General features: G+C 64.0%; 20 protein-coding genes. 17 read left to right on the forward strand and 3 right to left on the reverse strand.

Going from position 1 to position 14,481, the window contains the following annotated elements:
- Positions 1-60 precede the first annotated feature (60 nt).
- The 16 genes from KBY78_RS09905 (at position 61) to KBY78_RS09980 (ending at position 11,489) form a co-directional block, all read left to right on the forward strand.
- The gene (locus tag KBY78_RS09905) at positions 61-1,086 is read left to right on the forward strand and encodes a hypothetical protein (RefSeq protein ID WP_255143455.1); all 1,026 of its coding nucleotides are present in this window, start codon (positions 61-63) and stop codon (positions 1,084-1,086) included.
- Positions 1,086-1,502 carry a hypothetical protein gene (locus KBY78_RS09910; RefSeq protein ID WP_255143456.1) on the forward strand — a complete coding sequence of 139 codons (417 nt, stop codon included), beginning with the start codon at positions 1,086-1,088 and terminating at the stop codon, positions 1,500-1,502. The genes KBY78_RS09905 and KBY78_RS09910 overlap by 1 nt, the downstream gene beginning before the upstream one ends.
- Positions 1,502-2,389 (forward strand): hypothetical protein, encoded by an 888-nt coding sequence (locus KBY78_RS09915; protein ID WP_255143457.1) that lies wholly within the window; start codon positions 1,502-1,504, stop codon positions 2,387-2,389. The genes KBY78_RS09910 and KBY78_RS09915 overlap by 1 nt, the downstream gene beginning before the upstream one ends.
- The gene (locus KBY78_RS09920) at positions 2,386-3,597 is read left to right on the forward strand and encodes a hypothetical protein (protein WP_255143458.1); all 1,212 of its coding nucleotides are present in this window, start codon (positions 2,386-2,388) and stop codon (positions 3,595-3,597) included. Before KBY78_RS09915 ends, KBY78_RS09920 begins: the two co-directional genes overlap by 4 nt.
- Complete coding sequence (locus tag KBY78_RS09925) at positions 3,594-4,895, forward strand: hypothetical protein (RefSeq protein WP_255143459.1); 1,302 nt, start codon at positions 3,594-3,596, stop codon at positions 4,893-4,895. Before KBY78_RS09920 ends, KBY78_RS09925 begins: the two co-directional genes overlap by 4 nt.
- A gap of 13 nt (positions 4,896-4,908) precedes the next feature.
- Complete coding sequence (locus tag KBY78_RS09930) at positions 4,909-5,274, forward strand: hypothetical protein (protein ID WP_255143460.1); 366 nt, start codon at positions 4,909-4,911, stop codon at positions 5,272-5,274.
- A gap of 200 nt (positions 5,275-5,474) precedes the next feature.
- Entirely contained in the window at positions 5,475-6,635 is a 1,161-nt protein-coding gene (locus KBY78_RS09935) for a tyrosine-type recombinase/integrase (RefSeq protein ID WP_255143461.1), read from the forward strand.
- Between the two features lie 154 nt (positions 6,636-6,789).
- Positions 6,790-7,176 (forward strand): hypothetical protein, encoded by a 387-nt coding sequence (locus tag KBY78_RS09940; RefSeq protein WP_255143462.1) that lies wholly within the window; start codon positions 6,790-6,792, stop codon positions 7,174-7,176.
- A gap of 510 nt (positions 7,177-7,686) precedes the next feature.
- Complete coding sequence (locus tag KBY78_RS09945; protein ID WP_255143463.1) at positions 7,687-8,172, forward strand: SLOG family protein; 486 nt, start codon at positions 7,687-7,689, stop codon at positions 8,170-8,172.
- 49 nt (positions 8,173-8,221) lie between these two features.
- Positions 8,222-8,854 carry a siphovirus Gp157 family protein gene (locus KBY78_RS09950; RefSeq protein WP_255143464.1) on the forward strand — a complete coding sequence of 211 codons (633 nt, stop codon included), beginning with the start codon at positions 8,222-8,224 and terminating at the stop codon, positions 8,852-8,854.
- An 84-nt stretch (positions 8,855-8,938) separates the two neighbouring features.
- On the forward strand, positions 8,939-9,148 hold the full coding sequence (locus KBY78_RS09955) for a hypothetical protein (protein WP_255143465.1): 210 nt from the start codon (positions 8,939-8,941) through the stop codon (positions 9,146-9,148).
- 35 nt (positions 9,149-9,183) lie between these two features.
- Entirely contained in the window at positions 9,184-10,062 is an 879-nt protein-coding gene (locus KBY78_RS09960; RefSeq protein ID WP_255143466.1) for an RAD52 family DNA repair protein, read from the forward strand.
- A 69-nt stretch (positions 10,063-10,131) separates the two neighbouring features.
- On the forward strand, positions 10,132-10,443 hold the full coding sequence (locus tag KBY78_RS09965; RefSeq protein WP_255143467.1) for a hypothetical protein: 312 nt from the start codon (positions 10,132-10,134) through the stop codon (positions 10,441-10,443).
- 180 nt (positions 10,444-10,623) lie between these two features.
- Positions 10,624-10,821: a hypothetical protein gene (locus KBY78_RS09970; protein WP_255143468.1), complete on the forward strand. Its 198-nt coding sequence runs from the start codon at positions 10,624-10,626 to the stop codon at positions 10,819-10,821.
- Entirely contained in the window at positions 10,818-11,306 is a 489-nt protein-coding gene (locus KBY78_RS09975; RefSeq protein ID WP_255143469.1) for a hypothetical protein, read from the forward strand. Before KBY78_RS09970 ends, KBY78_RS09975 begins: the two co-directional genes overlap by 4 nt.
- 27 nt (positions 11,307-11,333) lie before the next feature.
- Positions 11,334-11,489: a hypothetical protein gene (locus KBY78_RS09980; protein WP_255143470.1), complete on the forward strand. Its 156-nt coding sequence runs from the start codon at positions 11,334-11,336 to the stop codon at positions 11,487-11,489.
- Positions 11,490-11,544: 55 nt separating this feature from the next.
- On the opposite strand, the gene KBY78_RS09985 is transcribed toward KBY78_RS09980, so the two are convergent.
- The 3 genes from KBY78_RS09985 to KBY78_RS09995 form a co-directional block, all read right to left on the reverse strand.
- Entirely contained in the window at positions 11,545-12,150 is a 606-nt protein-coding gene (locus KBY78_RS09985; RefSeq protein WP_255143471.1) for a cytochrome b/b6 domain-containing protein, read from the reverse strand.
- 212 nt (positions 12,151-12,362) lie between these two features.
- Positions 12,363-13,382 (reverse strand): AI-2E family transporter, encoded by a 1,020-nt coding sequence (locus tag KBY78_RS09990; RefSeq protein ID WP_255143472.1) that lies wholly within the window; start codon positions 13,380-13,382, stop codon positions 12,363-12,365.
- Between the two features lie 272 nt (positions 13,383-13,654).
- Entirely contained in the window at positions 13,655-14,065 is a 411-nt protein-coding gene (locus KBY78_RS09995; protein ID WP_255143473.1) for a MerR family transcriptional regulator, read from the reverse strand.
- A gap of 160 nt (positions 14,066-14,225) precedes the next feature.
- On the opposite strand from KBY78_RS09995, the gene KBY78_RS10000 reads away from it, so the two are divergent.
- Positions 14,226-14,477: a DUF3721 domain-containing protein gene (locus tag KBY78_RS10000; RefSeq protein ID WP_255143474.1), complete on the forward strand. Its 252-nt coding sequence runs from the start codon at positions 14,226-14,228 to the stop codon at positions 14,475-14,477.
- The last annotated feature ends 4 nt before the right edge of the window (positions 14,478-14,481 follow it).

The following is a 14,481-nucleotide window of genomic DNA, read 5'->3' on the forward strand; positions in this document are numbered from 1 at the left end:
CCTGCTGGCCCTGCTGGACCGACCGGCGCTGCCGGAACGGGGATCAACATCAAAGGCAACGTGCCCGACGTGCCCTCGCTGCCGAGCAGCGGCATGGCCGATGGCGATGCCTATGTGGTGGTGGACGGCCCGGGCATCACCGAGAACGTGCTGTTCGTCTGGGATCAGGAGACGACGCAGTGGGTGAATGCGGGCTCGATCGCTGGTCCGGCTGGCGTGGCTGGGCCAGCGGGCCCCACGGGACCGGCGGGTCCAGCTGGCGTGGCTGGAGGTGCGGGTGCGACGGGCCCGGCAGGACCGCAGGGCATCCAGGGCCCGATCGGTGCGAGTGGCCCCGCGGGCGCGGCGGGCAACCGCGGCACGGGCTGGTTTGTCGGCAGCGGGCCGCCGCCGGCATCGATCCCTGGTCAGATCGACGGTGACCTCTACCTCGATCAGCTGACGGGGGATGTCTACAACCTGACGCCGGGACCAACGGGGACGCCGGTGGGCAGCCTGCCGGCGATCGGTGCGGCCTACGAGGGCGGGACTTACGGGGGCCTGATCTCCCAGAGCATGAATGGCGTGGCCACCCACGCCTTGATCATTGCGCCGAAGGCCACGGGCCAGAGCCTGAAGGCGACCAAGACGAGCAACTCGGCAACGGCGGGCGCATCGAGCACGTTTGATGGCTGGGCGAACAGCAATGCGGCCAATGATGCGGCGCACCCGGCAGCGCAATGGGCGCGAGGGCTGACGATTGCAGGCTTCAACGATTGGTATGTGCCGGCGCTGTATGAGCTGGAGATTCTCTACCGCAAGTTCAAGCCTGACAATTCAGATGGAAATACTGAAACGCATGGCACCAATGCTTATGCGGTGCCGCCCACTGGGTTGTACACGCTTGGCAATCCCATGACAACGGTCTTCCCAGCCTTCCAAGCTGGCGGGGCGGAGGAGTTCTTCGCCGGCAACATGGCAACATCAACGGAAGATTCTGGATCAACCGTGATCATCCAGGATTGGTATTACGGCAGCTGGGATCCACTGGGCAAGACGTTTGCGCAGGAGACCCGGGCTATTCGCAGGATCGCGGTGATCCCCTGATGCCGACGTGGGTTGCCAGGATTGATACTCCCCGCCGCACGCTGCAGACGATCGCCCTCTCGGCGGTCTCAGGGCCGGCGGTGGTGCCGGTGCTGTTCACGGGGCTTGGCAGGGATGGTCTGCTGCGTGAGGTGAGCGTGAATGCGGCCTGCTGGCTGACGCTCTACAACAGCCAGGCGGCCTACGACGCGGACGCCTCGCGGCCCCTGGATGCTGACCCCGCGGCCAGCAGCGGTGTGGTGGCGGATCTGCGCCTCCCCCTGCTGGGAGGTGGTGTGCTGCAGATGCCGCCGGGCGTGAGCTACGGCAGTGCTGATGCACCGGCGCAGGCGGGACTCTGGGCACGGCTGCGCATCGAGCAGGGCGGTGTGGTGACGCCTGAGCTGACGCTGCGCACCACGGTGTGGGTGGACTGATGCCAGCCAACCTGCTCTACCTACCCCCCAAGGCGCTGACGCTGGATTGGCCGGATGTGGCCAGGCGTGCTGATGTGCCGCTGCGCGACTGGCTGGCGGTGGTGAATGCCCGCTACCTGACGCAGCCGATCACGGTGCTGAAAGGACCAGCGGATGATGCGCTGTTCTGCGGCTGGACGCTGCGGATCGAGAACCGCTACGGGCCGATGATCGCCCAGGGGCTGGCCGGTGGTCCGCTCTGCGCTCAGGTGGACCGCCGGAACCGCTGGGATGTGTGGTTCGCTCAGGCGGCTGATTACAACCCGGCTGGCGGGAACGGGGTGCATGGCAGCACGGGCACCACCTTTGTGGATGGCAACGGCGCGACGCAACTGCTGACCAGTGATGGCCTCACCCTGAACAACCTGTCGCCGAGCGCTAACTATGAAAGCGATATGTTCGTGTTCTGGGGAACAACGTCAGGTCAGGAATACTTCGGGATGGCGCAAGCCAATACCAGTAGCTTCTATTCGTTCCTGCATTGGCTGATTGTGCGTGAGGTGACGCATGATCAGTGGTTGGTGCTCAGCTCTCTGCGCTCTGGCGCGACGATGATGACCGGCCGGGAGGGCGGCATCGGTTTCCGTTCGCTCTGCAGGGTGACATCGGACTGGTTGCTGACGCAGGCGGTGACGGATGTGATCACCCGGCCTGTGGTGGTGAACAGCAGCACCTTTAACAACTACGAGGAACCGATCGTCCTCGAGCAGGCCCTGGTGCTGCCGGCCGAGCTGGCGGCCCGCAACAGCCTGCAGCCGCTGACCACAACCCAGATCAGCGGCGGGCCGCCTGATGAGTTCTGGCTGCAGGTGGGCGGCAACCTGCTGGTGATGATCCCGCCGCCATGACGATCACGGCGGGGATCAAGTCGGGTACGACTGCGCTGGATTGGCAGTCGCTGGCGGGCACGGCGCCGTTTCCACAGCTGTTCACGAGGCTTTCGGCGTTCATCGCGGCGGTGAATGCGACGCCGGGCAACGAGAGCTGGCAGCTGACGCTTCTGAAGACCCACGCGAGCTCCACGGGGACGATGCGGGGCATGGTGCTGAAGCTCGGCACTCCTGTTGAGGATTGGCTGCTGCAGTTGCTGATGCCTGCGGATAACTTCGCCAACTCTTTTCTGAGGGTCGGGAGATTCAAGAACTGGACGGATGATGGCGCCAACGAGGGTTATGGCACGTTGCTGAATGTCGGGATGACCGATCCAGCGGTTGATTGCCACAGCGGTTCAGGCTTTCTGACGCCCTGGTCGAATCAACCCTATGCACTGACCTTTGTGCAGGAGACGGAACCTGGAGTTGAGTTCTTCTACTTCCGCTCGGATTGCACGACGGTGCCGGCCGATCCGAACGGGGAGAGTGGCGGCAGGCCATGGGACTTCTTGCTGTACCGGCATCGCCAGTATTCGGCCTGGTGCTTCAACATGCCGATGAATAGTTATCGGTCAGGTTGTCAATACAACAGCGTCAATCAGTACGAGCGCGTTGAGAGGCAGGGTTACAACTTCGTGAAACTGGATCGGTTTGTGATGAAGGGCTATCCGCTGATCACCAACAAGCGATCAGCTACTGGTGCGCTGTCGCCCGATGGGATGCCGTCGCTGTGTCCGGCGCCGCTGTGGATTGGATCGTACGGCGGTGTGGAATGGCCCTATCCAGAGCGGCTGAATCAGGTCTTCTGTCGGTTCGACCGGCTGGAGATGCGCTACTACCAGCTGGGGCGAGCGTTTGGCGGCAACGTCTGGCTGGTGTTGCCGATCGCCCAGCCGCCGGCCGCCCAGTCGGGCTGGACGAGCTTCTCGGCCTACAGCGGCTGGCGCACCGGCATCTCGCAGATGACCTTCCTGGATGGGATGCCGGGGTGGTTGCCGTCGGCGCTGCAGCCGCAACGGCTGGATGCTCCAGCGGCGAGGCAGTCGATCTCGGGTGTGCTGAGTCATCCGGTTCTGAGCGCGTTCCTGGTGGACGCAATCGAGGGCCGTGCGCCGGCTGGCCCTGGTAGCGGGCCCGGTCGACCGGCGGAGGGTGTGCTCTGGCCCCGGGTGGTGCGGCGATGAACACGAGCGCGGGGATCAAGCTGCTGCCGTCGCTGGATTGGCTCAGCAACGCGGTTGAGGCGCCGTTTCCGCTGTTCATCGAACGGCTGGTGGCGTTCATCGCCGCGGTGAATGCGACGGCGGGGAATGAGGGCTACCAGCTGGCGCTGCCTCGCACGCACCTGAGTTCGCTGGCGAACCAGAAGCGCGGCCTTGTGCTGCAGCTGGGGACGCCGAGCGGGCAGTGGATTGTGCAGTTCTTCCAGACCGTCGGCCAGACGAGCTACTCGTCGGTGACGTTTCAGGGTGCTCCGTTGTCGCTGTGGACAGCGAACAGCACGAACGATGGCTATGGAACGGTCGCTAGCTCAGTGAGCACCTCAGCTGAGGGCTCGGCCAACTTGAAGGTGAGCGGCACCTCGGCTGCGGCGTATGTGTTCGAGCCGATGGAGCCCCAGCCGGGCCCCTCGGCGGTGGTGTTCGCGCAGGACACGACGCCGGGGGCGGAGTGGTTCGTGTTCAGCGGTGATTCAGCGGCGGCGCCGATAACCGGCGTGATCAATCCGAATCCCTGGTCGTTCCTGCTGGCGCGTGATCCTGTGAGCCTGAAGTGGATGGTCTGCCTGCGGCGGCTGACGGGCTGGGCGCCGAATGCGGCGGGCTCCTACGGGCCGGTGATTGCCTTCCGCCCGAATGTGCAGGGCTATGAGCCAGCACACCGGCGGCAGCTGCTGGTGAACCGTCCGCAGCTGCTGCTCCAGTCCCGCCGGCTCTCGGCCTCTGGGACGACGTATTCGTGGCTGAACGATCCGCAGCCGTACCGGATGCCGGCGGCGATCTGGTTCGGGCCCTGCAATAGCAACCCGGTGACCTACCCGGGCCGGGCCAATGATGTGCACGGCACGTTCGTGCTGGATGGGAAGCGCCTCCACCAGCTGGGTCGGGCGGTTGATCCGGACTGGTGGATTTCCTTCCCTGTGGCGACACCACCGGCGGCGGTGGCTGGCTGGACTTCGTTCGCGGACTTCAGCTGGCGGCCGAGGACGTCGAGGCTGACGCTGCAGGAGATCCCCCAGGTGGTGAGCGGCAGTGAGCTCACGCCGGCCGATCCACGCAGCAGGCCCTACGCGCCGGTGGCGCTGTTGCTGGTGAATGACCTGCTGGAGCCGATGGCCGAGGCGGGCCTGGCCTATCGGGATGTGGTGATCGACCCTGGCGGCGGTGGTGGAGCGACGGGAGGCGGCCAGCGCCCAACGGAGGGGGTGCTGTGGCCCCCACCGCCGCCTGAGTGGGGCGGTTCATCACGTCAGCAGGATTGAGAGGTCTGGAGGCTTGAGGCGGCCCCTAGAGCGGCTGCAGGAGGGCGTGGCCTATGGGGCCGGACGCGGTGATGTGGCGATCGAGGGGGACCACACGCTGGGGGATGTGCTGGCCCACCTGGCGCCGGTGTGCCAGACCCCTGACTGTCCCGGGCCGGACTTCCGGGTGTTCGACGTGCCACCGGGGATGGCGAACCAGATCGCGGACTGGACCGGGGAGGCCGGCTCGGTCGTGATGGAGGAGCCGATCTGGGCGGAGCCAGGTCGGTTTTGTGCTCGTTTTGTGCTCAGGGCTGGAGGCCAATCCCTGAAAAGTCAGTCGGGGCGACAGGATTCGAACCTGCGACCTAGTGCTCCCAAACCAATAGACAAACCCTGATCACCACTGCCGAGACCCGTTGCGGCAAGGGACTTTGTCAGAGGCTGTCATGGCCTGTCAGGTCCAAAAGAGCCATTTTTCCGTACAATTGTACGAACGCTCTGGCTGGGTGCTTTATGGCGACAAGGGCCCGCCACGACCAGGCCTGGGTGAAAGGTTTTCGGGCCTCCGTTCGTACAAGTACGAGTGAGGGTTGGTGGGTGCGCGAGCACCGCGGCCGGATGCGTCTCGAGGTGAAGGCCCCCGACGGACGGATGTCCTCTGTCGCCCTGCCCTTCGACTGGGTCAAGGGGCAGACCGGTGATGCAGTCGCAAGGGTGCGCTCGATCTATCGCTTTGCCTGCGACGGTCACACCCTCAAGGCAGCGGCGACCCTGGCCGCCGGAGAAGCACCAGCAGCCCCGATCGACTGGCCCACCATTGCGGAGGGGTTCCGGCTCCAGAAGCTGGAGCACGGCACGACCGTCAAACCAGAGACCTGGGAAGCCCATTACCTACCTGTTGTCTCGGCAGCCGTGGAGCTCCTCTCCAGTCGGAAGGCGCCGATGAACCCAGCTGATCTGATGGATCAGTGCATTCGCTCCTGGCCCCCTGGCAGCCGGACGCGCCAGATTCGTGCTCAGTCTCTGGCTCAATTCTTGCGCTACGGCGTGCATCGCGCGGGAGTGCCTGTTCTCTGGGCCCCTCCGACCAACCTCAGGCAGCACGTCGGTATCAAATCCAGAGAGGCAGCATCTGCCAGTCAGAAGGGTGATCCCTTCACAGACCAGCAGATCCTGAACTTGATCGCAGCACTACCCCAGGATGTAGCCGGACTTCGCTGGGCCAATGCCATCCGTCTGATGGCGGAGCTGGGACTAAGGCCAATCGAACTGCTGCACCTGACGATCCGAACAGATTCATCCACTCGAAAGCCCTACTGGTGGTGCACTTACCGCAAGCGAAGTGGTGGAGGTTCGACAGATTCACGCCGGCTATTTCCTCTACCTCTGATTGCCGAAGATGGTGAGGGCATCAATTGGAAACTATTGAAACAGTGGCAGGCCAAGTTGATCGAACTGCCGCCACTGAGCGGTGGGAACAGTCCTGCTGATTGCATCAAGACCTATCTGAACCGACAGCCGGCTTGGCGATCCCTACGAGAAGCGATGGCTGCCAACGTCCAGCGCGCTGTGCCCTACAGCTTCAGGCACAGCTACAGCCTGCGCGGGCACCAACGCGGAATCGATGCCGGCAGCATGGCCCAGGCCATGGGACACAGCCTCGAAGTGCACTGCCGCTCCTATCCCTGGGCCAGTGTGGCAGGGACGATTGCGGCGTTCGATCGGGCCAACACGTTCTTGCCGGCAGAGGCGAGCTGAGCAAAGCTCGGGCATCAGGTGCTTCTGTGACCGTGAAAGTCAGCGCAAGGACAATGAAAGTGGCAGTCCTTCCGTCTCAAGCGTTGCTGCGGTTCGCGTAGACACGGAGCGATTCACCGGCCATGCATCAGCCATCCCCAGCATTCGTTGTGCCATGAGCAAGCGCCTGATCGTTTCCGACAACCGGGAGGACCCGGGCAACCCACTTGTGCTCGATGGAGAAGCAATCGATGAGGCGGCCCGGGATCCGCTGGCGATTGGCAAGCTGATGGTCGATCAGGTTTGGGCAGAGGGCATCGACCCAACCGGTGGGGGCCTCTACTACGAACGCAACAACCATCGCCATCGGCGACTGCAGCCATTCGAGACAGGCAGCGAGGGCTTCATGACTGGGGGCTGGGTGCGGGTCCTTGCCACAGCGGAACAGCTGCAGCGCGAGCGCGTTGGGATGGAAGCTGCCGCGGCACGGGGGCTGGTGAAACTGCACGGCAGCCACCGGGGCGTGCTGCTGGTCGAATTTCTGGATGTGCCCTGGGGCTGAGCAGGCGCCTCCGGAAGCTGCGGTCGGCAGCGGCCGTCCTGAACTTGCCACGGCTTCGCCGTGGCTGACGTCAGACAGCCGCCGCCGCCCTCCGCGGGGCTGTGGTGGGGGCGAAGGGCCCGGTGATTCTCCCGCGGCTGCGGTGCCGCTGCTCATCCGGCCGGCAGGTGATGGATCAGGGGCGCTGATGGCTAGGGGTCACCTCGCGCTGCTACGCGGCTGTCCATCAGGCCTGGATCCCCAGGCCGGCCGCAAAGATGGCCATCTAGCTGTCACTCAACAGAGGTCTGAGAGCACGAGCTGGAACCACTTGAATCCAAGTGTTTGCAGCGGCTCTGGCGATCCTAAAGTGCATTTGTACTGCTAGAGTAAGGGCTACGCCAAAGGCCCCGAGCCCATCGCCTGCGGCAACGTCATCCCCTGATCTCGCCATCACGGCCGCATATGCCTGAGCGGCCTTGATGCCCCGATCAGTTGTCATCCACGGCAACTGATTCCATGGCTCTTTGTATGTCATCCAGGCCCGTAATGGGCCCCGGTCGCTCCCTTGTGATCGCGGCCGGCGGAGGCCGTGATCTGGCCTGGCCCCATCAGCGCGTTGCCGCTGAGCTGCTGGCCCGCAGCGGCGGCCGGCTGGTCCATCTGTTGCTCCACGGCGGAGCCCGCGGAGCCGATGCCGCCATCGCCCGCGCGGCCCATCAGCTGGGCTGGTCGGCGCTGGTCATGCCCGCCGAATGGCGGCGCCATGGCCGGGCCGCCGGTCCGATTCGCAATCGGGAACTCCTCGAGCTGGCCGTTGCCCGGGCTGAGGCCCACACCTCCCCAGGTGTCTCCACCTCCGTGCTGGTGGTGGCCTTCCCCGGTGGGTCCGGCACGGCCTCGCTGGTGAGAGAAGCCCGCCGCTTGGCCTCCCGCTCCCCGGTGCCGATCGCCGTGGTGGAAGTCAGCCACTCAGCAGGCCGTTGGGCCGATCCCGCTCCTGCCTCTTGCCCCTGAAGCCTTCCCCGGCGGTTGGCGCCTCCGCTCCCATTCCCTTATCACCGTCATGCCCGTTCTTACCCCCACCCCCGCCGCTGCTGCCAAGGCGTCCGCTCACGTTGCTGCGGATGTTGCCGGCCCGGCCTGCTCTCTCCAGCGCACCGGCTCGCTCTGGCAGCTGGGCATCGAGGCCCAGGAGCTCACCACTGCCATCGGCCAACTGGCCGAGCAGCTGCAGAGCGATGACGAAGACAGCCGCAGCCAGGCCCTCGCCGGGCTGGAAGCAGCCCTGATGGCAGAGGAGGGCAACAAGCAGGCCCTGGCCGCCAAGGCCGATGCCACCTGCTGGGTGATCGAGCACCTGCGCGGCCAGGCCGCCTACCGCCAGCAGCAGGCCAAACGCCTCACGGATCTTTCCCGCTCCGATGCAGGCCGGGCTGACGCCCTGGAGGAATCACTCGTTCTGGTCCTCACCCGGCTGCAGCCGCACGCCACCCGCTTCTCCTTCCCCAATCACGAGCTCACAAGCCGCAGATCCCAGGCCGTCGAGATCGACGACGAGCAGGCCCTGGCTCCCGAGTGGCTGACGGTCAAGACCACCAGCCAGCCCGACAAGGCTGCCATCAAGCAGGCCCTCAAGGCCGGCCAGCAGATCCCTGGAGCCCAGCTCCTCTCCCATCGCAGCTGGCGCATCCACTGACGGCCACAGGCCGTCTCGTTATGGCCTGCTGTCGGAGCAGGCCCAGGTCATCCGTTCAGAGCCAACACCAGATCACCAGAAGCCATGGATCTCTCCACCTACGGCAGCACAACCGCCAACACCACACCCACCAGCCCACGTCCCAGGGGCCACATCTGGTCCACACGGCTGAGCAGCTGGGTGGTGCCCATCACCCGCAAACCAGGCCGCCGGCCTTCGCCCGATCACATCCACTGCAGCGAGCCGCCCTGCTGGGTGCTGATCGAATCGCCGCCGAAAACCTCCGCCTACTGATCCCAAGCCCTGTTCCCACCCATCCCCTCGAAGCCATGACCGGCACGTTCTCCGCCGAGCAGATCCAGTCCCTCTCCGCCCCCCTCGATCGCGGCAAGGTCAAGCAGCGCGAACAGGGCCGCGCCAAGGTGAGCTACCTGGAGGGCTGGCAGGTGATCGCAGAAGCCAACCGGATCTTTGGCTTCGACGGCTGGCAGCGCGAGACGGTTGCTCTGCAGTGCGTCTCCCAGGCGGAACGTCGTATCGGCCGTGAGCCGAGCAAGCCCTCCGATCCACCGCAACGCGACGGCTGGGGTGTCACCTACACCGCCCGGGTGCGGGTGGTCGTCGGCGGGATCGTGCGGGAAGGCAGCGGTGCCGGCCACGGCATCGACGTCGACCTGGGCCAGGCCCATGAATCCGCTCTCAAGGAAGCGGAAACCGATGCCATGAAACGGGCATTGATGACCTTCGGGAACCCGTTCGGGCTCGCGCTCTATGACAAGCAGCAGCGAGAGGTCACCTCAAGCGTCACCGGGGCCCCCTCTCGAGGCGACATGCCGCCCCACTCCCCCAACGGGATCGCACCCAATGCCGCCGCCGGAAACGGCACGTTGCGGCGCTCACCGGTTGGCAACGGTCACCGTCCCAGCGGCCACCCACCCGCAGGCCAGCACTCCCACGCTGCAGCGGCTGTTGGCATGGAGGAGGCTCAAGAAGATCCGGCCTTCCTGCCCCTCGATGGCACCACGATCCGGCGGATTCACGCCACCATCCGCAGCCTTCCCCAGCCCCAGCTGGAGGGTTTCACCAAGGCCTTCCGCAAGCGGTTTCAGGTCCCGGAGGAGGCCACCTCCATCGCGGATCGGATTTGCCAGAAGCGACACCACGACTGGATCGAGGCCTTCCTGGTGCAGCACCAGGCCGTCGCATGAGGCCCGGCACCCAATCGGTCAGCAGCTGGCCCTTGTCCCTACCTTGGCGACGGTTCTGTACGGATGACGATGACCAGGGTTGCGACCGTTGGTGCCTCCATTGCTCTGGCGCTGCTCGCCGGGTGTGGCCGCCCCGATACCCAGGCCCTGAAAAAGCTGGCCTGCGAGCAGGTAGCCAGCACGATCGATCTGCAGTCAGTGGCTCAGCTCGATGCGCTACGCAAGGCCTTGGGCCTGGCACCGGGCGTTGATCCCATCGAGTCCTGCCGCGCCCTTGGCGCCACGATGGGGCCCAGGCCGCAGGGCGAGAGCTCTGGCGAGGGCGGCAGCAGCGGGGATGCTGAGAACCGCACAACCGAAAGCAACGGCAGCCAGAACTGAGCCGATTGATGTCTTTCTGCCAGCCAATGGCCAGTTCCTGAATCTGAACCCCTCCCGTTCAGAGCTCGTGCCCTATCAGCGGAACGTCCACCAAGACTCCGATGCTGTTTCCATTCCGTCTCTTAGTTGTTCAATGACCAGCCCATCGGCTGCCGCAACACCCACTCTCCTCATGGAACGGTGCGCATCGTCTGGCGGGACGGCAAGGCGATGACCTACCGCCTCGAGAAACAGGGCTTCCCGTTCTCCACCCTCCGGGATTCGCTCGGTGGGATCTGGGAGCGCCAGATCTTCGTCCAGAGCAATGCCGTGTTCACCAACAGAGCGAACGGCAATCGGATCTTTGTGCCGTTGCGTCCTGAAGCAAACCGGCCATGAATGACCTCAACGGGTTCCTCCGCTGGAACTCCGGCCACCTGCTGGAGAACCGCACCCGCGGTGCCTATGCCGAGTGGCTGGTGCACCGGGCTCTGGGCCTCGATCCCGGTGAACACCGCATCGAATGGGCCGAGGCGGATGTCACTGATGGCGCGATCACGCTGGAGGTGAAGTCGGCGGCCTATGTGCAGGCCTGGGAGCAGGAAGGGCTGAGTGTGATCAGCTTCCCGATCGAGCAGCGGGTCGCCACCGCCTACGTCTTCTGCCTTTTGGCGGAGCAGGACCCCGAGCGGGTGGATCCGCAGGACCTAAGCCAATGGCGCTTCTGGGTGGTGCCCACCAGCAAACTGCATGCCGAACGCAAATCGATCGGCCTACAACCCCTGATTCGGGCCCACGGGGAGGGCATCAGCTACGAGGATCTCCCGGGCCGCATCGAGGCGCTGCGCCCATCAGCGCTGCAGCCAGCAGAGCAGACGTGTTAGTACAGACATACGCATGGGTTCAGGGGTATGTGTGTCCGTCTGCGCCGGTCCATCGCGGAAGATGCCGGGTTCATGGAGCCGTCTATCGAGGAGTGGCCCTTCCTCGATGAGGCCGTGCTGCTCAAGACCCGCAGCCGCAAGGTCTGCATGACCTGCCACAGTTCCGGTACCACGTCGGGGTGAGGTACATCCCCTGGTGCTCACCGGCCATAGGCCATGAGGTCAAACTCGCGTCTCGTCAGGGCCCATGCTGGCGACCACCCGAGGGCCCACGGCGCCGAATGAACGTCCATACCTGCTGTGGCCAATGCTTGGGGCGGTCGCCGCTGCGCAGGTTCAAGGTCAACATCGAGCGAAGCAGGGGCCAGCCACCGTTGAGGCTGAGGACAATCAGATGCCCGACCACAGCAAGGGTCAGCACCAGCCAGCTGGTGAGATGAAGGACGTACCAGAACTGATTGAGATCTCCGTCCGTCAGCCAGTCGTCTTCCATCGGCAGGCCACTGAGCACAGCAGCCGCCAAGCTCAGCAGGGCCGCTGTATTGGTCAGGCGCTGCCAGGCCGGCAGAGAACCCACCATCCGGCCCAGATCGGCCGGACGGAACAGACGGCGGACACCGAGGGTGAGTGAGTAAAGGGCAAATGGAATCAGCACCCACTGCAGAAGACCGCCTACATCACCGTGCAGGTCGATCACCTGCTCCGATCCCCCGAGTGGCAGGCGACCAAACCGGCCGTCGTAGTGATTGTAAATGAGAAAGCCGGTGAAAGAGGCTAACCCGGCTACTGCAGCGGCCACGCCATGCAGCAGACGAAGCAGAGAGGGCTGATAGGGAATCGCCAACGTCACTCATCAACTCGCCACAGTATCGCCACCGTTGGGATTGGGAAGTCTCCGTTCATCTCAAAACGCCACAACCTCCGAGCCGTCACGGGCCTGGCGCGCGCGGTCAATTCGCGATGACTGGTGGACACGAACAAGAGCGAATGGACACGCTCCAGAAACAACTCCCTGTATGGATGGTATGCCACGCAACTTCACCGACAGGGGATCGGCTATGGCGTGGCGAATGGTGATTCTTCCTGTTCCTCATCCTTGCTCCAACCCAGGATCATGCCGGTCACGGGAATGGCCAGGAACACCCCCAGCAGGCCCGCCAGCCGCTCACCCACGAACAGGGCAAAGAACAGCACCACCGGTCGGATCTCAAGAGCCCGTCCCATCACCCTCGGATGGATCAGATTGTCCTGGATTTGCTGAAGAACCACCGAGGCGATCACCACCTGCAGGGCCAGCCACTGGCCCTGGGTAAGGAACACCAAGGTGGCAGCTACGATTACCCCGAGGGTGGCACCGATGCCTGGGATGGCATCCAGCACGCCCACCACAATGGCCAGCACCAAGGAGAACTTAACACCCAGTACAGCGAAGACCAGGAGACTGGCCAGGCTCAGAAAGATCATCAGCGTGATCTGCCCACGCAGAAAGCCCAGCACGTTTTTCTGAACGCTTCGGTCAAAGCGGCCGCGCACGTCATTCGGCAACAGGCGCAAGAGCTGGCGCCAAGTGGCTCCATTGTCGAGGAGCATGTAGACCACGATCACGACCAGAAAAACGCTGCCAAATACGCTGGTAAAGGCTCCACCGACCATTCCTAGGCCCTTACCGAGACTGTCGCGCAAAAGCTCAATCAGCTCAGAGGGCCCAATCGTTTTCAGGAAACTGTGAAAGGGCAGATCTGGACTCTGAAAGGCCAGAACCAGATCATTGAGCAGGCCGGTACATTGGTTAACCAACTGGAAGCCAAGCACCCTCACAAACAGGCTAACCACACCGATGGACCCCAGCACGGTGAGCAGGATCGCCAGGCTTCTGCCGCAACCCAGGCGCACCAACCGACGTACTGGGAAGTCCAGCAGCACTGCCAGCATCGCCGCTGCAATGAAAAGGGTGAGCACCGCTTGGAAATAGTCGATCAACTTCACCACACCCCAGCCACAGGCAAGCAGCAACAGGAAGCGCAGCAGGGCAGAGTGGCTCAGCCGTTGCCAGACCGGACCGTTGTAGTCGTTCATGGAAGTTGCCGGTGAGCGGCGCTGGTGGCAGTCATGATCCTGAGCAGAGTCGGTGAATCACAAGACTCACTGAGCCGAGACAACAGCGGCTCAAAAACTTGCGAATTGACATAAAAAATCCCAGACCATTGAACCCATAGCTTCAGCCAGGCCTGGCTACATGGAGGGTTTCCGCCCGACAGCGCCGCAGCAACCATCCCAGCTCGCCCTTGGCGACATTGACATGCAGCGGGCCCAGGCGGGGGATCGGCGGAAGTGGAATCCCATGGCGATCACCGATCAGCCTTGAAGCCGCCGCAGTCTTGCCAGCTGTCCAGCAGGCGAGCCAGCTCATTCTTCATGGCAACGAGCTCTGAGACGCGCAGGTTTATTGATTCCATCCTGCCCGCAATGCTGTCTTTCAGGACAGAGCAGTTGCAGACACCAGCTCGCCGGACCTCCAGAATCTTCGCCAACTCGGGAATCGATACATCCATCGCTCGCAGCGCCCGAATGATCGTCAACTCAGCGAGATTCTCCTGATCAAACAACCTGTATCCCGCTGCGGAGCGTGTCTTGGGCTGGAGCAGTCCCTCGTCGCAGTAGTAGCGAATCGTCTTCACGGGGAGGCCTGTACGCCTGGCCACTTCGCCGATGCGCAGGCTGGGAGCAGGCGACGATGACAGTGATCCCTGGCGAGCCACGGCGGAAACCCTCCATTTGATGGAGCCTTGCAATTTTAGGCATCAGCAGGCGGAGAGGCGTCCCGGCCACCACTCTCCACCAAGAGTGCTCTGCTGGAGGCTTTTGGTAGGCTTGGCGTTCAGCAGGTATCCCTGCGCTCGCTCCGCCCCTCCCTGTTCCATGTCGAGCCTTTCCAGTCCATGGGCAGCCCGGACGGCAGCCGCGATCGGCGCCAACCTCTTGCTCTCAGCCGCTGGCCTTGCCGCTCCAGCCACCGGTTCCGGCGGCGTGCCAGCGCTCTATCCAACCGAGGCAGAAGCGGAGAAGGCGGCCAAACTCCACTTCAACTGCACAGGCGCCCACAAGATGGGCAACCAGTGGATGCCCTGCGCCAAGCACGGTGACGGCCACGGCTCCGGGACCTCCCACTGAGGTC

The organism is Synechococcus sp. EJ6-Ellesmere, from assembly GCF_024345875.1.
Classification (GTDB): domain Bacteria; phylum Cyanobacteriota; class Cyanobacteriia; order PCC-6307; family Cyanobiaceae; genus Regnicoccus_A; species Regnicoccus_A antarcticus.